Origin of the sequence: Methylomonas rosea (assembly GCF_024505055.1) — a bacterium.
In the GTDB taxonomy this organism is placed as follows: Bacteria; Pseudomonadota; Gammaproteobacteria; order Methylococcales; family Methylomonadaceae; genus Methylomonas; species Methylomonas rosea.
The window spans coordinates 31,987-49,953 of record NZ_JANIBL010000035.1 but is presented as its reverse complement, the minus strand read 5'-3'; the positions used below and the strand labels follow the sequence as shown (position 1 = coordinate 49,953).

Below are 17,967 nucleotides of genomic sequence, written 5' to 3'. Positions count from 1 at the left end.
GTTTATTTTTTCTTAAAAAAAGTTGCCTTTGTAAAATGCAAGCTATATGGTAATGGTCCAGAAATAGATACTTTCGACCAGTCACTTTCTTTAAAATAAGATTCCATTTTCTCTAAATAGTATTTTCTCTCCGATTGATCTAACAATAAAAAACCGTTTACTTTTACTTTATTTAGAGAATGAAACATGCAAGAAGGTCTACAGCGCCCGTCAACAACAACCAGATCGAAATAATTATCTGGATATGCTAATATAGTTTTAGAATAGTCTTCATAAGACATTCCAACCGAATTATCATCGGCTGAAATATAAGCATCTGGAATAGACACCAAGGCATGATCATAATGATCGGTATATGTCGGAATAACTAATTTGTAGTTAATATTTATACAACCTCTATTGGCAAGCATTTCTTTTACAACTTGATACCAATTTCTATCATGCTCAACAGACACCAACTCCTTTACTCTTTGAGAAAAAAATAGCGTACTCCCCCCGGATCCGTATTCAAATACCCTAAAGTCATTATTTATTATTTTCTCCAAAAATTTAATGACCGGAAATGACATCCAAGGCTTTTCATCGAGAATACAATTATGAGCTGGATTATTGTATAACTTTAAACAACGATAAAAATAACGAAGAGCGTACCATAATATTTTTAAGTCACCTTCCGTTATAAAAAAAAAACAAGCAAACCGAAAATACGAAGCCGAATATTTAAATATTCGCATAATGTTTCTTCTTGATCAGAATAAAAATACAATATAAATTAAACTGCACTGCGCTTACAAGCACCCCAACAACCGAAACTCCTAGAATACCATAGAACTTTGACCCAAAATAATTTAGAGGCAAACTAATGCACGCAACAAGCACACCGAACAAAATAGTCAGAAAAGTCACATTCCAGTAGATAACATAATTAATTAATAACCCGGTAAGTCCAGAAATAATACATGTAATCATTGTATAAGGTAAAATCCGTAGGACACCTGAGTATTTTTCATCTATTATTTCAAAGGATATAGCCACAAACAAACCAAACCATATAAAAAGCGCCACAATAACAAATACCGCACCTAAGATTAGAAATGTTTTTTTCGTTTTAGCCAGATTCAGGTATACATCTTTTTCTTTTAAAAACAAAGGAAGCCAAACATTTTGGAATGCCGAAAAAATAATAGTAACTATATTTGCTAAAGTGAATGACAAATAGTAAATCGACAAATCAGCCAATGAGCAATATTTTTCAATAAAATATTTATCAGAAAAATTGACAATAATACCCAATATAGCCGAACACATTATTGGAAACCCTATTTTTAAAGCTTTTATTGCCAAATCCACATCCATCTTAGGACGTACAACATTAATATAAAAACGAAAAAAAAATGTAAGCGCGAATATTTCACTGAATAAATATGCTTTTGCACGTATATCAGCCTTATCACCCGCTAGCCAGTACATTGCAGAGATTCCAACCCCAGTGCCTATTATAAATCGAAATAGGTTATATAATTGTTGCTCGGCAACGAGCTCCTCTGCCATAAAAAAATACAACAACATGCATGAGTAAACTGAACTTATCATGCCAATCAATATTAGCCATCTATAATCATGATAAGCAATAGATTTAGAAAATAAACTATTAACAAGAACATCATCCCAACCAAAAAAGTATAACGGAGCAAGAAATATTATTAAAAAAACAATTAAAACAACATTAATTGTATACAATAAAGACGCCCTTTCTTCACCACGCAAACTATGATATAGCTTTATTTGAGAAACATATAACCCAAAATTAAGAACCAGTCCAAAAGTACCTATAACTGACAACATATAATTGAATACAGCATATTCTTCTTGCGTCATCAAATGAAGATATACCGGCAGAAAAATTATTCCTGAAGCTTTAACAAAGCTATCCACACTAAATAACTTTATAAAGCGCCTTAGAACAATGCTTTCTTTATACTCAAATAAAAATTTCTTAATAATTCTCAATTTGGCACCAGCTATTACTTTAACACCGGTTTACGCAAGAATAAATTATAGCGAATGATAGTTAATGTTTTAATTATCAAATAACACATCGCGCTCTATTAAATAAATATACAATAAAATAGCGCATAAAATATAGCGCCACCCCTAGTTTGTATAACCCTGAAAAAGGGTAGTGAATCTCGAACAAGGTAACAACATCTCTTATATTGCGATGGGAACTAACACTGGTCAAAGATTGCATAAATCCTAATAAACTAAGCCTAGCTGGATTACTAGCCTGACTGGTTCTATGAGCATCAATATTCACGAATACATGAGGCGCTACATTAAGGGAAATTTTCTGTTTTCCGGCACGCAAATAAAAATCATGATCGGCACCATAATGCGGCAAGCGTTTTTCATCTAACAAGCCTATTTTGTTAAACACTGCAACCGGAATTAGCGTTCCCCTGCCACCCACGATTAGCTTGACAGGGAGAATATCTCTAGTAAGCATGTCGGCGCTAAATTGTTTTGGGCCGGCTATCGTAGAAAACCCCAACAAAAAGCAAGTACTGGGACTGATGGAAGTTATTTGTCCTGTTTGCCAATCGCGCTGCACCGGAGCGATAATGGCTTTGGGGTATGCTTCAGTCAATTGGACCAGGTGACCCGCAGTATCCGGGGCCACATAACAATCGTTGTTTAGCAACATGACATAGTCCGCGCCATGCTCTATAGCCGCACGAATCCCCAAATTAGTTGCGCCAGTCCACCAAAGCTCGGATGAACCTTCGAGGCAAATCACATCCGGAAAATCCCTAGCCAGACCAATACGCGTGATGTCGGTGGTGCCGTGATCGACTAACAAAACAGTGAACGTACGATACTGGCTCGCCGCTAATGCCTGCAGACAACGTTGAGTTTGCGCGTAACCGTTAAAGTCAGTAATGACGATAAAAAGATTTTTCATCAGACAAGCTTAGTCAAAGCTTCATAAAGTTTTTGACCAATTGCTTGCCAAGCCAATTCTTCCGGAAACGAGACTATTTCCGGATGCTGAAGCTGCGAGAGAATTGCTTTAGCCATACTGGCTGGCTTGAGGTCGCAGATGGATGACGGCGCGTCAATAAATATCCGTTCGTGACTGGAAACCCGTGTAGCTACAACCGGTTTTCCGCAAGCAAGGTATTCCGCGATTTTGCATGCACCGGACAGACTATTAAATGTGTCATCGGCATATGGCACGCATACCACATCACAAGCTTGAATAAGTTTTGGTATGTCAGATTGCTCCAACTCACCAAAATAGTCTATCCACGGCTCGTTAAGGTAGACATCCGTTATTCGTCCGGCCAATACAAGACGCAAATTCGGCACAGCCAATCTGACCCTTCGACAGGCTTCGATCAACAGCGGTCCTCGGGATGGCGTGATTGAACCGAAATAACCAACCAATGGAATATCAGCCGGTAGCTTAATATCTTTTCTGGACAGATAGCGATCGCCTTTATTGAATAAGGCCGTATCAACTCCGTTTTCAATTAATAAAGCATTTTGGTTAAGTCCGGTAAGAACTTTTTGTAATAGAGGCTGGCTGGCACATAAAACTAAATCGGCGTTCTTAACCGTATGATCAAACAGCCACGCTAGTCCCTTAAACCGATTAATCCGGAAAGCTGGGTAATAATCATACACATCGTAGACAAACCGCACTCCCAGTCTTCTAGCTATCCAAAGCCCTAAATAGCCGATGTAAATGTCGCCACTAGCGATGAGAACATCAGGTTTGGCAATACAAGCATTACGGTAAGCATCCCATAGGAATAGAGGTATTTTAGTTGGCGTTACGGGGATGGTATGAAAAGAAACACCTGCTTCGTCAACGTTTATTTCTGTGCGATTTCGATAGTCGATGGCATCAACAACAATATTGTCACCATGAGTCATCAATTGCGCCGGCAAATGGTAAAGCCGTCCAAAGCGATCATTGATAAGATCTTTGTTAGTGTAATAGCGCTTACACAGAAAGTAGATGTTCATTACATCAAACGATTAAGTGGGCGAATTACCTACCGCATAGTACTGCACGATTGTCGGTTATAAATATCTATAAACTTCCTAGCAATCTCTTTCCAATCATAAGATTCTGCCGCCAGCTTACCCAATGCACACTGTCCTTGCCTTAATGACTCATCCAATAATAACTGCTTGATAGCATCTGAAAGCGACTTTACTTGTTTAGGTTCAACCAATAAACCAGTTTTTCCATGCTCTATTATTTCGGCAATCCCACCCGTACGGGTACTTATCACAGCAGAACCACTAGCCATCGCTTCCAGTAAAATCACGCCCTGCCCTTCCGTATCTCCCTGTGCGTCGACAATAGAAGGGGCAATAAAAATGTCGGCGGCTGCATAATAATCAGGCAAACTAATGTTTGGTAACTTACCGTAAAAAACTACTTGTTCGTCAATTTTATATTCAACCGCCAGCGCTCGCAGCTTATTACGTAAGGCTCCATCACCAATAATCCATAACTCCACTCTGCCAAGTAGATCGTTAGGCAAACCAGATACAGCCGCTATCAGATCGGCTACGCCTTTTTTTTCAACCAAGCGCCCGACAAATAATAGAATTGTTTTTTGCTGATTGTTTGGCTTGAGAACGGCTTCAGCATTGCCGGCAGCAAATTTTTCATAGTCTATGCCCATCGGAATGATATGCGGCTTGGGCAAATCCGGGCCTACGGCATCGGCAGTGGCATTGGTGTTACTGGTCCAAGCTGCGCAATGCTTTATGGTCCAGCGCTTGATAGCCCCTAAAAAGCTACCTCGTAACGCAAAGGCGTCACCGCCATGGGCGGTCACCAACACAGGGACTCTGAGCAGCTTGCCTAGCAATACCGCTATCGTACCTTGCGGAAAAATCCAATGTGCGTGTATCAATGACGGCCGCTGGACAACCATAGTCCAGGCCGCAGCAATAAACATAGACAGAATGAAAAAAGGCACCTGGAATAACAGCCACGGCGCGGCCCGCAAGTTGGGCAAAATCCCTGAACCGTAAGCCAAGATTTGTAGCTTACGCGGCCAAAAATAGCGAAAATGGCGACAGACTATACCGTCAGGTTGCTTAGTTGCCTGGACTTCCGGATGATCCGGAGAAAGTATACAAAGACTAACTTTCTGATTTACCAGTGCTTCCGCTAAATAGCGCAAGAAAACCGAAGCGCTGTCGTCTTTACTGCGAGGATAACTTGACGTCAGCCAAAGCACCTTGATCGGCGTATCCTTGGCTGACTGAGCACTCATAATGGGTCTTGGTATTAACGCACCAAACTCAACAACACGCCCGCCGCGACTGCCGAGCCGATCACACCGGCTACGTTCGGTCCCATCGCATGCATTAACAGGAAGTTATGCGGGTTGCTTTCCAAACCGATTTTATTGGCTACCCTGGCTGCCATAGGCACAGCGGAAACACCAGCGGCACCAATCAAAGGATTGATCGGCGTACTGCTAAAACGATTCATAATTTTTGCCATGATTACGCCACTAGCCGTACCAATAGAAAACGCCACGGCACCCAAACCCAAAATACCCAGCGTTTCCATTTTCAAAAACGCCTCGGCACTCAGTTTGGAGCCAACCGACAAGCCCAGGAAGATGGTGACGATATTAATCAATTCGTTTTGCGCGGTTTTGCTTAGCCTGTCCACCACGCCGCTGGCATTCATCAGATTTCCCAAGCAAAACATGCCGACCAGCGGTGCCGCCGACGGCAGCAGCATGGCGGTTAAAACCAGTAACATTAGCGGGAACACGATTTTTTCCGCCTTGCTGACTACTCTGAGCTGTTGCATTTCAATTCTGCGCTCTTGTTCACTGGTCAATGCACGCATAATGGGCGGCTGGATCAATGGCACCAATGCCATGTAGGAGTATGCCGCCACAGCAATTGCGCCTAACAATTCAGGGGCCAATTTGGACGCCACATAGATCGCTGTCGGACCGTCGGCACCGCCGATAATGGCAATGGCCGCCGCCTGTTTCAGCGTAAAATCCATGCCCGGAACGGCATTCAAGGCCAGTGCGCCGAATAGGGTCGCAAAAATACCGAATTGCGCGGCCGCGCCCAGAAACAAGGTTTTGGGATTGGCGAGCATCGGTCCGAAATCGGTCATCGCGCCGACGCCCATGAAAATCAATAGCGGAAATATACCGGCCTTGATACCGCCATACAGGTAATAGAGGATCCCGCCCTCGTCTATCATGCCAGCCACCGGTATATTACTCAGCACTGCGCCAAAACCGATCGGCAATAGCAGTAAGGGCTCAAAGCCTTTCTTGATGGCGAGATACAGCAATAAAAAACCGACCGCCATCATAATCACTTGCGGCCCGGTAACGTTATAAATACCCGTGCTTTCCCACAACAGTCTAAGATTTTCCATGGAGTACGTATTAATCGGTTGTTTGATCAGAATCACTGATACCCGCGCCCGCCAGCAGCGTGGCGCGAATAGCTGATCAGAGGATTACTTAGATCTCGGCCCCAAGCTATAAGACCGAGACTACATTTTAACGATAAGAATTATTACAAGGTGACTAATACGTCGCCGACCGCGACAGAATCGCCCTGACGGACGTTTACCGCGCTGACGATGCCGGCGACTTTGGCGCGGATCTCGGTTTCCATTTTCATCGCTTCCATAATCAAAACCACATCGCCTTCGGAGAGGTGGGAGCCGACATTGACATTGACTTTAAGCACCACACCGGCCAGCGGCGATTCCACAAAGCCACTGCCGCTAACGATAGGCGCGGTCGCTGCCAACATTGGACCACTATCCAAAACGGACTGCACTGTAACCGGTTTAACGACCAAGTCGGCACCGCCCGGCGCCACGGCTACGTGATAGTTTTTACCATCGACATTAACGGTATAAGTCTCAGCGACACCAGTTTTTTGGGCAGCTGTGGGCACAGGCGCTACCGCACTCTCAGTCCCCGGCACAGGTTCAAAAGCCGCTGGGTTACCGCGGTTTTGAATAAATTTCCAGCCTATTTGCGCAAACAAGCCATCGATAAGCGCATCTTCTTCGACACTGTCAGCCAGCTTCACGCCTTCTACGGCCGCTTTGGCTTTTACTTCGGCAACCAGTTTGTCCATTTCGGCTTCCAGCAAATCCGCAGGCCGGCAACTAATCGGCTCGGCACCATTCAGAACGCGGGCCTGCAATTCCTTATCGACAGGGGCCGGTGTAGCGCCGTATTCGCCTTTCAATACGCCTGCCGTTTCCTTGCTGATGGTTTTGTAACGCTCTCCGGCTAGCACGTTCAAAACGGCCTGGGTGCCGACAATTTGCGAAGTGGGCGTGACCAGTGGGATATATCCCAGGTCTTTACGCACCAAAGGAATTTCCTGCATCACCGCATCGAAACGATCAGCAGCGCCCTGCTCTCTTAACTGGCTTTCCATATTGGTGAGCATGCCGCCCGGCACTTGCGATACCAAAATCCGGCCATCGACGCCTTTCAGGCTGCCTTCGAATTGCGCATATTTTTTACGCACCTCCCGGAAATAAGCTGCGATTTTTTCCAGCTTGATTAAATCCAGACCGGTTTCGCGCTTTTGGCCGGCCATGGCCGCCACAATGGTTTCGGTGGGACTGTGACCGTAGGTCATACTCAGCGACGAGATGGCGGTATCGAGATTATCGACACCCGCTTCGATGGCCTTAATATACGTACCCACACTCAAACCGGTAGTGGCATGGCATTGCATATGAATCGGAATCGCCACAGCTTTTTTCAGCTTGCTGATCAGTTCATAAGCATCGTATGGCGTCAACAGTCCAGCCATGTCTTTGATGCAGATGGAGTGCGCCCCCATGTCTTCAATTTGCTTGCCTTGCTCGACCCATTTCTTGATGGTGTGCACCGGGCTGGTAGTATAAGAAATAGTGCCTTGAGCATGGGCATCGGTATGTAGCACGGCTTTAATCGCACGTTCGATATTGCGCATATCGTTCATCGCATCAAAAATCCGAAATACGTCTATACCGTTGACCACGCAACGCTCGACAAATTTATCGACCACATCGTCGGCATAATGCCGGTAGCCCAAAATATTTTGCCCCCGGAACAGCATTTGCTGCGGTGTGTTGGGCATGGCTTTTTTCAACAGACGCAAACGTTCCCAAGGATCTTCGCCCAAATAGCGAATGCAGGCATCAAAGGTGGCGCCTCCCCATGACTCGATGGACCAGTAACCGATTTGATCAAGCTGCCCGCAAATCGGCAGCATGTCTTCGATACGTAGCCGGGTCGCCAGAATTGACTGATGGGCGTCACGTAATACCACCTCAGTAATTCCTAGGGGCTTATTTACCTTTTCCACTCTTTTCTCCTAATGACGTTTTTGGGTCGAGTACTGCTACCTTGTGGGTGTGCTTATCCGAGCTTATGTTTTTTGCGGTATTGATGTACTGCGGCGGTAATAGCGGCTATCACCGCTTTATCGTTGCCTGCCACGACATGTTGATCCGAAAACTTGGCAGGCATTTCCGGAAAATAGCGGCGCACCAGCTGGGACATCACATTGATTGCCACAATCAACATGGCTAAAAATGCGTAGACCATACCCATGCCTATTAACATCAGCTCAATCCCTGAGGACAGCATTTCGTTCATGTGTTTCGTCCAAATGATTAAAAACTGAGTTCATTATCGCCAAAACCGCCGGATTAAACAATCCTGAGCGCGGCGAAGGGTTTAATTGCCTTAGCGGGCGTAGGGCAAAACAGCTTTCTTAGAGCGCCGTTTTGCGCCGCTTGTGCTATGCGAAGAGAAATCCCAATCGAGATGGACTAGCGTCGGTTTATTAAGCAGCCGACTGCAGATAGCCCAACACCTCGGCGATGTGCGTTTTGACTTGGACCTTGCGCCATTCCTTGACCAACACGCCGTCTTCGTCAATGACGAAAGTGCTGCGCTCTATGCCCCGTACTTGCTTGCCGTACATGTTTTTCATTTTAATGACATCGAATAGATTACAAAGACTCTCGTCCTGGTCGGATAACAAATCGAACGGAAATTCCTGTTTGCATTTAAAGCCTTCGTGCATTTTCACACTGTCACGCGATACGCCGAGAATAACGGCATTTAATTGATTGAACTGTTCGATATTATCCCTAAAGCCTTGACCTTCCTGGGTACAGCCGGGGGTGTTGTCCTTGGGGTAAAAATATAAAACGACTTTTTTGCCGCGATAGTCGCTCAGTTTGACGGTTTTTTCACCGGTAGCGGCAATTTCGAAATCGGGAACGGCGGAGCCGAGAGTGGCTAAAGTCATCAGATCACCTTTTGATGGGTTCGAGAATAGCGTCGATATTCAAGCTGTCGCAAAAATCCAGAAACTCTTCACGCAGCGATAAAATTCGTACTTCCGGCGGCACCAGCAATACATATTTTGTGGAAAACACCGGTGTGTTAAAAAATGCCGCTTGATGGCGGCTGGCCGTGACTTCTTCGATACAAATGCCTCTGTCCAACAAAAACGATGTGACCGCGAACAACACGTCGTTCTTATCCATGGAAATGGTTTCCAAAGTATAAGGAACCCCCTCCAATACCGGCGGCATTTCATCCGGCCGTAAAAAACTCATCTGAATTTCAAAGCGAATTTTTATCGCTTCCAGCATGCCTTCCAGCTTGGCAATATGATTCCAATTGCCGGCGATCAGCACGTAAGCCGCAGTGATTTGAGTCAGATTGGACGTGCGCAGCTCCACTACACTGCATTGACAGGCACTCAGCGCCGACAGGATTTCCGCGATAAAACCGTTGGACTTGTTGCCCAACACTGTGATTGCAAGTTGCATAAAATAAGTCCTTGAATACGCCTAGCGCAGTGTAACACCAACACTGCGAAAAGCAGAACCGCGACCAAGCAATCCGGACTATTGCGATTCTATATCGGTAATCACCGCGTGATTATCGAAATGAACTGTTATTTTCTTTCTGGCTCGCGCCGCCGATACCAGGGTCTCATCGACTTTAAACGCCACAGCCAACTGCTGATCCGTCACGGGCGCGGTACGCTTCGGGGCAACGCTGGAATGTAGCCAGGACAAATACAAAGTCCAAAACAACCAAATGCCGGCAATGATCACCACGATCTCACCGTACAACTGCAACAACTCCAACAGCGTTTTATAACCGCCGAACCAGCGAATCTCGTCGGACAAGTTTTTCAAGCCCATCAGCCAGGCACCGAGCGTAAACAAGGGCCATAAAAAGTACAGCCAAAGCACCCAACTTAATACCGACATAAACGCCGAACCGCATTTTTGCTGGAAACTTTGTAGATGCGGCTGGTTGATGATGATGTCTTTCATTTTTGCCTCAAGCCTCGGTCTAAAGTCACCCACACCGCGCGCTGACCGCGCTTTTTACGCAAAGCCTTGATGCAGCCGTTAATCGTAGTGCCGACGTTGATCAGCCAGTAGATAATCGGATACCAGATCATCCAGTAATAATGCTGGGCAGAGCCGCCGCTCTTGCGTTCGTAACTGGAATCGATGGTCAAACTGACCGCGAATTGAATCAAACAGGTGACGCATAACAACATGCTGGTCCAATGCGGCGACAAATCCTCCAGAGCCTCCCTAGGTTCGTTGCTAAACCACTCGAACGGCACCATAGCCAGCATCGCCACCACCAAAAACGCCCAGGCTAAACTGATGCAGCATTCCAGATAGAGCGGCCACATGCCACGGGAACGCCAGCTAAACAGTGGCCGGAAATAACGTAGCAAGACCTCGACACCGCCCTGCGCCCAGCGGCTGCGCTGTTTCCACAAACCATTGAGCGTCTCCGGCATCAATACCCAGCACAAGGCATTCGGCTCAAACCGAATCGCCCAGCCGGCCAGCTGCAACTTCCAGCTGATGTCGATGTCCTCGGTGACCATATCCGGACTCCAGTAGCCGACATCGTGCAAGGCGGTTTTCCTGAAGCCAGCGATGACCCCGGAAATAGTAAACACATGGCCGTATGAACGCTGCGCACGCTTGATCATGCCGACGATGGCGGAAAACTCCCCCACCTGAATTTTGCCCAACAAGGTAGAACGGTTGCGGATACGCGGATTGCCTGTTACCGCGCCGACATGCGGATCTTCCAGAAAATGCCGGACAATCCAGGCCGTGGCATTCGGCGCCAGCAAGGCGTCGCCGTCGATACCTATCAATATCTCGCTATTGGCTAACAATGCTGCGGTGCGTAATCCCACCGCCTTGCCTTGATTGCTGGCCAAATTGACCACCCGAATTTGCGGGTGCTGGTCGGCCAACTCGTGCAGTATCTCCAGCGTGTTGTCCTTGCTACCGTCATTAATCGCGATGATTTCGAAATTGGGATATTGCTGATGCAACAAGTATTCGATGGTTTCCCGGACATTCTCACCCTCGTTATAACAAGGGATCAGGATAGACACGGGTGGATATTCGGCTAACGCCGGCAGATCGGACAAGACATTGCCGCGATTGCGTTCCCAACGGATATAGTAAATCATGCCGCCGAGCATCCAGACATAGGCCATGAGCAGAGGGTAATAGAACACGAAGCGTGAAAGCCATTCGTTGAATTGCCACCATGGCACTTCCTGCAAATTTTCCTGGGTAATCAACCACCAGTCGATAAATTGCTGTACCCAAGCTTGGTCTATCAAGTTCTCCATTTATTGACTAATCCTTTTTGGAAACCGGAAAGAATTTTTTCAGCTCCGCCAACTTCGGCTGGTCGTTAAAAACATTATCAGGGTAATAGCCGATATGCTTGGCGCCGTGCTTTTTCAATAACTCGAATTGCTCGATAAACACAGGCATAGGAATATCCTGCTTGGTTTTCCAATTAACCGCCTGCAATTCAAACACCATCTTGTCCAGACCGTCAGGATATTGCGCAGTCTTTTCCACTAGCTCGATCAGCCATTGCTTGGGATTTTCAGCCTCTTCCATGAAAGGCATCGCCTCCACCGCCACATAGTCGTAATGCTTTAAAAACGCCGGGAAAGACTGCGCATACCACTCTTCGCTATACGGCTTTAACAGCGGCAAGGAGTAAAAATTACGGGCCGTTTTGATATAAGGCCGATAGAACCGGACCTTGTCGGCCAAATAATCGGTGAACTGACCGATCAACTCGGTTTTATGCTGCGCCCAGCGCATGCGTAATTCACTGGACGCATGAATGGTGTCGAACTCGGCCGGCATGCCCCAGACATTGCGGCTAAACTCCATCGCCAGCGGCGAGACGTCCTCGTAATCCGACAAAATCCCGTCGTCGTGAAACAGAATACCGTTAAAGTCGCAATGTTTGGCCAGGTCTTCGTATATCTCGCCGACAAACTGTCGTGCTTCCGGGTTAAACGGCGACAAGCGGGTATAGATGTGTCTGGATAGCTGCGGCTCGCCGCCGCGCCATTCCTTTACATACCACTTCAGCGGCACATCGGCCTTGTAAGCCATGATTGGCATCCAGGCATACACTCTGACCCCTGCCCGCGTGCGCAATTGCAAGGTCACATGATTGAACATGTCGCGGCGCACCGGCAGATGCCGATTGGGGAAATACAGCTTGTCGGCGTTGCCGTCGCCGTCCGGATCGGAATACGCTTGCAAATAGACGGTATTGGCGCCACTGGCTTTAATTCGCTCTACCACCAGGGCCAAATTCTTCTCGGTCTGCTCCTCGTCATCGTCGTAGATGTAATCCATATCCACATGCGCGACTCGCAACTCTTGACCGACCCGCTGATTTTTGACGATCTCGCCGAATTGTTTGGCATTGACATCATCAGTGATCATCATCCGCTTCATCACATACGCATCAGCCAACGTATTGGCGCCGTCATTCAGCCCCATGGTCAGACGCATGCCAGCTAATTTGGTCGCTTCCAGCGCAATGGCGTTAAATTCGCCGTAAGGCCACACCATAACCCGCGGCCGCTTGCCCAAAATCTGAAACAAACGCTCGGAGCTTTTATCCACTTCCTGGAAAATCCGTTTGCGATAGTCCTCGTCTTTCTCGTATTCGTCGTATTCGTTGCTGTATAAACGCGAAGTCACCGCGCTTTGCTGATTGCCTTGCGGATTGGCGACGATGCCATGATGTAAATCATAGGTGTGCGACGCAATCTCGACCAGACCGGTTTCCGCCACTTCACGAATCTGTGCAGGAGTCATTAACGGTTTTACGCCCGGAACATTTTGCTGCTCGAGCCACGAACCGACTACCGCCAAAGTGGCCGGATACTTGTACTTTTTCAGCAAGGGCATGGCCCGGGTATAAAAACTCAGGTAACCGTCATCAAAGGTCAACATCACGGCCTTGGTGGGTAATACTTTGTCGCCCTTCATGCAATCCAGCAAATCCTGGACGCTGATAACGTGATAGTTGTTCTGCTTCAACCAGGCGAAATGATCGGCAAGATGATCTTTGTTGACCGCGATTCGATCAAATGGCGGCACCCGCTCTTCTTCTTCCAGAATGTCGTGATAATTCAATACCAGAAAGCTGGAGTTACCCGAATCGGCAGCCAGCAAGGGCCCGGTAAACAGACAGAAAAAGACAAAAATTACACGAGCAACAATGTGCATATTCATTAATTTAAAGCGGGAAAATAGACTGGAAACAGCTGGTTCTCAGTGTTAAAAAAGACCAGAATTGGACGGCGCATTTTACCCGAATCATAAGGCTTGGCCCGTTTTATTTGTCCGTGCGACGCACTGTCGCAGGCATATTCAAACTTTAAAACTCAGCCTGCGACAAAGGCCGTCAACTCCAGTTTAGCCATGCCCATAACAAAAAGCTCGAACGGCATCCGCCCCACAAACTTCATAATGTTCGGAAAAAACTGGTTATGATTGAGTAAAAAACCTTATCCAATCCGCCAACCGATTGATTCGGCATATGGCGGGCCAGCACAAATTCCCTGGAGAATTCATGCAAAAACTCTCGTTAGCAAATCATTGGCGGCAAGACCTGACTGCCGGCTTTTTGGTATTCCTGATTGCCTTGCCTCTGTGCCTGGGGATCGCTGTAGCCTCGGGATTTCCGCCCATGGCCGGCATCATTTCCGCCATCGTCGGCGGCTTGCTGGTGTCGCGCATCGGCGGCGCGCAACTGACCATCACCGGCCCGGCAGCCGGTTTGATAGTGGTGATTTTGACCTCGGTGCAAACCTTGGGCGAAGGCGATGCGCTGGCCGGTTATCGCTATACTTTGGCGGCAATCGTCATGGCCGGCGCCTTGCAAACCGTGCTGGGTTATTTCAAAGCCGGCCGGCTGGCGGCATTTTTCCCAGCCTCCGTAGTACACGGCATGCTGGCGGCGATTGGCATTATCATCATCAGCAAACAGTTGCCGGTGATGGCCGGGGTACAAAGTCAAGGCACCAGCATCCTGTCCGGTATCTCGGCTTTACCACACAGCCTGATTTACTTTATGCCGCAAATCGGCTTGATCGCACTGGCCGGCATCGTGGTTCTGATCGGCTGGCCGCAGATTCAACAGCCCTTACTGCGCAAGATTCCGGCGCCGATTATCGTCATCGCCTCCGGCATCCTGCTCGGCCATCTATTCCAGCTGGATCGATTGCAACCGGGCGAAGCATTCATCGTCCCCAAGGACATCCTGTTTGCCCCGCACTTTCTAGTGACGTTCCCGGACAGCCTGCTGGCTAGTTTTTATCTGCCGGATTTCGGCAAACTGACCACGTTTGCTTTTTGGGAAAGCGTGGTGTCGATCTGCCTGGTCGGTAGTCTGGAGAGCCTGCTCAGCGCCGCCGCTGTCGATAAACTCGATCCAAAAAAACGCTACTCCGATTTGAATAAGGAACTGCGCGCGGTCGGCATCGGCAACGTGGTGTCCGGCATGATAGGCGGCTTGCCGATGATTGCAGAAATCGTCCGCAGCTCGGCCAACATCGACGCCGGCGGCCGCAGCAGCTGGGCCAATTTCTTTCACGGCGGCTTCGTCTTGCTGTTTGTGGTGCTGTTTCCGGATTTGATCTCGACGATACCGCTGGCCTCGCTGGCCGCGCTACTGGTTTATACCGGCTTTAGACTGGCCTCGCCGCAAGCCTTTGCCAAAAGCATGGACTTGGGCAAGGAACAGCTGGCTTTGTTCGTGATTACCATCTTGGCGATACTGGCCAGCAATTTGTTGATCGGCGTGCTGATCGGCATCGCCGCAAAACTGCTGCTGCATATCGGTCGCGGCGTATCCCTGGGCAACTTGCTATCCATTTCTTATAAACTACAAGCCAACGGCCCGAACAGTTGGATAATCAAAGTCAGTGGCGCGGCTTTGTTCTCCAACTTTCTGGCATTAAAAAGCCAGGTCGCCAGCTTGGCCGACGGCCAAACCGTGATCTTCGATTTAAGCGCCGCCGACTTGATCGACCACACCGTGATGGAGTTTATCGCCCATTACCAGGAAGACTACATCGCTCGCGGCGGCCGTTGCGAAATCCAGGGTTTGGCCGATCTGGAAGCCCTGGGCGACCATGCTTTAGCCGCTAGACAGCGCAGATAACAAAAGGCTTACGTTACAGTAATATCAAAACCTAATCCCGGCACAAATTGCCGGGATTAGCGTGGCAAGAGCGCGTCTAAAGCAAATACCTACCCATCTTTAATATCTAAAAACCACCCAACATGACCGAAGCCACCATCATCTGCCCCAATTGCAGCACGCAAGTACCGTTGACCGAATCGCTAGCCGCGCCGTTACTCGCCGCCACCCGCAAACAATTCGAGCAGCAGTTACAGCAAAAAGACCAGGCCATCGCCCTGCGCGAACAAGGCATCAAGGACCAGGAAAAACAATTGGCCGAGGCCAAACGCGGCCTGGACGATCAAGTCGCGCAGCAAGTCGCCAAACAACTGCAAGCCGAACGCCAGCGCGTCATCGAGGAAGAAACCCGCAAAGCCAAACAGGCTGCCGCCGCCGAACTGGCGCACAAAAGCCGGGAGTTGGCCGAACTGAACGAAGTATTGAAAGTCCGCGATGCTAAACTCGCCGAAGCTCAACAAGCCCAAGCCGAGTTGATCAAGAAACAACGCGAACTGGACGACGCCAAGCGCGAGCTGGAACTGACCATCGAAAAACGCGTGCAGACCAATCTCAACGAAGTGCGCAACCAAGCCAAACGCGAAGCCGAGGAAGGTCTGAAACTGCGGGTGATGGAAAAAGACCAGACCATCGCCGCCATGCAGAAAAAAATCGAAGAACTGAAACAAAAAGCCGAACAAGGCTCGCAGCAACTTCAAGGCGAAGTGCAGGAACTGGAACTGGAAAACCTGCTGCGCGCCAAGTTTCCGTTCGACACTATCGAACCGGTCGCCAAGGGAGAATTCGGCGGCGACCTATTGCAACACGTAGTCGGCGGCTCCGGCCAGTCCGCCGGCAGTATCCTCTGGGAAGCCAAGCGCACCAAAAACTGGAGCGACGGCTGGCTGGTGAAACTGCGCGAAGACCAACGCAACGCCAAAGCCGACATCGCCGTACTGGTCAGCCACGCCCTACCCAAAGGCGTTGAAAGCTTTGAAGTGGTCGACGGCATCTGGGTCACCGCCCCGCGCGCAGCCCTGCCGGTCGCCACCGTGTTGCGCCACACACTGCTGGAAGTCGGTATGGCCCGCCTCGCCGCCGAAGGCCAGCACGGCAAGACCGAGATGGTCTACCAATACCTGACCGGCCCGCGCTTTCGCCACCGGGTGGAAGCCATCGTCGAAGCCTTCTCTACCATGCAGGAAGACCTCGACAAGGAGCGCAAAGCCATCCTCAAACAATGGGCCAAACGCGAAGCGCAGATCGAGCGGGTGATGAACGCCACGGTCGGCATGTACGGCGACTTGCAAGGCATCGCCGGCAAGTCTTTGCAGGAGATCGAGGGTTTGGAAATGCGGGCTTTGGGGATGGATGATGATTGATCGAATGTTTGTCTACTCCAGACTGATCGCTCTGGTCGCCCTGGTTCCCAAACCGGAGTTTGGGAACCAGGGAACTCGACGCGCACGTTTTACTGGTTCTGAGGTCACAGTAAAATTCAATAAATTGACCCATATATAAAATCATGTTTATACTCGAGTTTAAACATCCCGGAGATCATCATGACCGAAGCCATACTCGACATCAAACAATGGGGTAATAACCTGGGCGTTCGCCTGCCGGCAGCGATTGCCAAAGCAGCCCATTTGCACAACCATCAACGAGTACGGGTGTCCGTTGAAGACGACAAGGTGATTATCACCCCGTTAGCCGACGAAGTTTTAACGCTGGAACAACGTTTGGCCCGTTTCGATCCCGAGCGGCATGGTGGCGAAGCAACGGCAACTGCGGAAGAAATCGGTGCCGAACGTTGGTAAGCCACAAGCAAACAGCGGCTTGGGTACCAGAAAGGCAAGACATCATCTGGATTGATTGCAATCCGCAAGTCGGTCAGGAAATGCGCGACATCCATCCATTTTTAGTGCTTTCGCCACGCATCTTCAACGAAAAAACCTCGCTGGTGATCGGCCTGCCAATGACAACCGCCGCCTATAACGCCGACAATCCGTTTGCAGTCGCCGTCGGTAAAGCCGGCGGCCGCAAAGCCGAACAAACCAGCTATGTGCTCTGCCATCAACCCAAATCCTTCGACTGGCGCTTGCGCAAAGCCAAACCCCATCCGCTCAAGTCCTTGCCGGACAATTTGTTCGCACAGGTTTGCGAGCGGTTGAATCAGATTATTCAGATTGGAGTGGGGTGATCTACCGATGAGCATGGTCGAGCCGAGCTAAATGCGGGCGTGCTCTGGCTCCCAATCTCCGTCTTGGGAGCCCTTGCCTTGGAAGCTCCAGCGTCCAGTCAGGATGCGGATAAAAAGGCGATGTGTTCAATATACTGGCTGGGTTGAATGATA

17 protein-coding genes are annotated in these 17,967 nt (G+C 48.7%); 4 read left to right on the top strand and 13 right to left on the bottom strand.

Annotated features, from left to right (window positions below; translation table 11 throughout):
- Positions 1-2: 2 nt before the first annotated feature.
- The 13 genes from NP589_RS12400 to pgaB all read right to left on the bottom strand — a co-directional run bounded on the left by NP589_RS12400 (position 3) and on the right by pgaB (position 13,663).
- Positions 3-734 (bottom strand): hypothetical protein, encoded by a 732-nt coding sequence (locus NP589_RS12400; RefSeq protein ID WP_256607280.1) that lies wholly within the window; start codon positions 732-734, stop codon positions 3-5.
- The gene (locus NP589_RS12395) at positions 721-2,010 is read right to left on the bottom strand and encodes a lipopolysaccharide biosynthesis protein (RefSeq protein ID WP_256607279.1); all 1,290 of its coding nucleotides are present in this window, start codon (positions 2,008-2,010) and stop codon (positions 721-723) included. The genes NP589_RS12400 and NP589_RS12395 overlap by 14 nt, the downstream gene beginning before the upstream one ends.
- A 76-nt stretch (positions 2,011-2,086) precedes the next feature.
- On the bottom strand, positions 2,087-2,962 hold the full coding sequence (locus tag NP589_RS12390; protein WP_256607278.1) for a glycosyltransferase family 2 protein: 876 nt from the start codon (positions 2,960-2,962) through the stop codon (positions 2,087-2,089).
- Positions 2,962-4,032, bottom strand: coding sequence for a glycosyltransferase (locus NP589_RS12385; RefSeq protein WP_256607277.1), 1,071 nt, complete (start codon positions 4,030-4,032; stop codon positions 2,962-2,964). The genes NP589_RS12390 and NP589_RS12385 overlap by 1 nt, the downstream gene beginning before the upstream one ends.
- Before the next feature lie 29 nt (positions 4,033-4,061).
- A complete protein-coding gene (locus tag NP589_RS12380; RefSeq protein ID WP_256607276.1) occupies positions 4,062-5,303 on the bottom strand; it encodes a glycosyltransferase in 1,242 nt (413 codons plus the stop codon).
- Positions 5,304-5,317: 14 nt separating this feature from the next.
- A complete protein-coding gene (locus NP589_RS12375; protein WP_064007527.1) occupies positions 5,318-6,445 on the bottom strand; it encodes a sodium ion-translocating decarboxylase subunit beta in 1,128 nt (375 codons plus the stop codon).
- Positions 6,446-6,588: 143 nt separating this feature from the next.
- A complete protein-coding gene (gene oadA / locus NP589_RS12370) occupies positions 6,589-8,394 on the bottom strand; it encodes a sodium-extruding oxaloacetate decarboxylase subunit alpha (protein WP_256607275.1) in 1,806 nt (601 codons plus the stop codon).
- Positions 8,395-8,447: 53 nt separating this feature from the next.
- A complete protein-coding gene (locus NP589_RS12365) occupies positions 8,448-8,687 on the bottom strand; it encodes an OadG family protein (RefSeq protein WP_256607274.1) in 240 nt (79 codons plus the stop codon).
- 190 nt (positions 8,688-8,877) lie between these two features.
- Positions 8,878-9,348 (bottom strand): peroxiredoxin, encoded by a 471-nt coding sequence (locus NP589_RS12360; protein ID WP_256607273.1) that lies wholly within the window; start codon positions 9,346-9,348, stop codon positions 8,878-8,880.
- A 4-nt stretch (positions 9,349-9,352) separates the two neighbouring features.
- Complete coding sequence (locus NP589_RS12355; protein WP_064038330.1) at positions 9,353-9,877, bottom strand: glycine cleavage system transcriptional repressor; 525 nt, start codon at positions 9,875-9,877, stop codon at positions 9,353-9,355.
- 78 nt (positions 9,878-9,955) lie between these two features.
- Complete coding sequence (gene pgaD, locus NP589_RS12350) at positions 9,956-10,393, bottom strand: poly-beta-1,6-N-acetyl-D-glucosamine biosynthesis protein PgaD (RefSeq protein WP_256607272.1); 438 nt, start codon at positions 10,391-10,393, stop codon at positions 9,956-9,958.
- The gene (gene pgaC, locus NP589_RS12345) at positions 10,390-11,736 is read right to left on the bottom strand and encodes a poly-beta-1,6-N-acetyl-D-glucosamine synthase (protein ID WP_256607271.1); all 1,347 of its coding nucleotides are present in this window, start codon (positions 11,734-11,736) and stop codon (positions 10,390-10,392) included. Before pgaC ends, pgaD begins: the two co-directional genes overlap by 4 nt.
- A gap of 7 nt (positions 11,737-11,743) precedes the next feature.
- Positions 11,744-13,663 carry a poly-beta-1,6-N-acetyl-D-glucosamine N-deacetylase PgaB gene (pgaB, locus tag NP589_RS12340; RefSeq protein ID WP_256607270.1) on the bottom strand — a complete coding sequence of 640 codons (1,920 nt, stop codon included), beginning with the start codon at positions 13,661-13,663 and terminating at the stop codon, positions 11,744-11,746.
- A 340-nt stretch (positions 13,664-14,003) separates the two neighbouring features.
- Here pgaB and NP589_RS12335 point away from each other — a divergent pair, with 340 nt between their 5' ends.
- The 4 genes from NP589_RS12335 (at position 14,004) to NP589_RS12320 (ending at position 17,814) form a co-directional block, all read left to right on the top strand.
- Entirely contained in the window at positions 14,004-15,596 is a 1,593-nt protein-coding gene (locus NP589_RS12335) for a SulP family inorganic anion transporter (RefSeq protein WP_256607269.1), read from the top strand.
- A 122-nt stretch (positions 15,597-15,718) separates the two neighbouring features.
- Positions 15,719-16,996 (top strand): DUF2130 domain-containing protein, encoded by a 1,278-nt coding sequence (locus NP589_RS12330; protein ID WP_256607268.1) that lies wholly within the window; start codon positions 15,719-15,721, stop codon positions 16,994-16,996.
- A 180-nt stretch (positions 16,997-17,176) separates the two neighbouring features.
- Entirely contained in the window at positions 17,177-17,431 is a 255-nt protein-coding gene (locus tag NP589_RS12325; protein ID WP_256607267.1) for an AbrB/MazE/SpoVT family DNA-binding domain-containing protein, read from the top strand.
- Positions 17,425-17,814 carry a type II toxin-antitoxin system PemK/MazF family toxin gene (locus NP589_RS12320; protein WP_256607266.1) on the top strand — a complete coding sequence of 130 codons (390 nt, stop codon included), beginning with the start codon at positions 17,425-17,427 and terminating at the stop codon, positions 17,812-17,814. The genes NP589_RS12325 and NP589_RS12320 overlap by 7 nt, the downstream gene beginning before the upstream one ends.
- Positions 17,815-17,967: the final 153 nt, after the last annotated feature.

Excerpts from the sequence above, each read along its gene's own strand:
- NP589_RS12385 (WP_256607277.1), bottom strand. The coding sequence starts at position 4,032 with ATGAACATCTACTTTCTGTGTAAGCGCTATTACACTAACAAAGATCTT.
- pgaB (WP_256607270.1), bottom strand. The coding sequence starts at position 13,663 with ATGAATATGCACATTGTTGCTCGTGTAATTTTTGTCTTTTTCTGTCTG.
- pgaD (WP_256607272.1), bottom strand. The coding sequence starts at position 10,393 with ATGAAAGACATCATCATCAACCAGCCGCATCTACAAAGTTTCCAGCAA.
- NP589_RS12355 (WP_064038330.1), bottom strand. The coding sequence starts at position 9,877 with ATGCAACTTGCAATCACAGTGTTGGGCAACAAGTCCAACGGTTTTATC.
- NP589_RS12390 (WP_256607278.1), bottom strand. The coding sequence starts at position 2,962 with ATGAAAAATCTTTTTATCGTCATTACTGACTTTAACGGTTACGCGCAA.
- NP589_RS12325 (WP_256607267.1), top strand. The coding sequence starts at position 17,177 with ATGACCGAAGCCATACTCGACATCAAACAATGGGGTAATAACCTGGGC.
- NP589_RS12380 (WP_256607276.1), bottom strand. The coding sequence starts at position 5,303 with ATGAGTGCTCAGTCAGCCAAGGATACGCCGATCAAGGTGCTTTGGCTG.
- pgaC (WP_256607271.1), bottom strand. The coding sequence starts at position 11,736 with ATGGAGAACTTGATAGACCAAGCTTGGGTACAGCAATTTATCGACTGG.
- NP589_RS12330 (WP_256607268.1), top strand. The coding sequence starts at position 15,719 with ATGACCGAAGCCACCATCATCTGCCCCAATTGCAGCACGCAAGTACCG.
- NP589_RS12335 (WP_256607269.1), top strand. The coding sequence starts at position 14,004 with ATGCAAAAACTCTCGTTAGCAAATCATTGGCGGCAAGACCTGACTGCC.
- NP589_RS12360 (WP_256607273.1), bottom strand. The coding sequence starts at position 9,348 with ATGACTTTAGCCACTCTCGGCTCCGCCGTTCCCGATTTCGAAATTGCC.
- NP589_RS12375 (WP_064007527.1), bottom strand. The coding sequence starts at position 6,445 with ATGGAAAATCTTAGACTGTTGTGGGAAAGCACGGGTATTTATAACGTT.
- NP589_RS12400 (WP_256607280.1), bottom strand. The coding sequence starts at position 734 with ATGCGAATATTTAAATATTCGGCTTCGTATTTTCGGTTTGCTTGTTTT.
- NP589_RS12365 (WP_256607274.1), bottom strand. The coding sequence starts at position 8,687 with ATGAACGAAATGCTGTCCTCAGGGATTGAGCTGATGTTAATAGGCATG.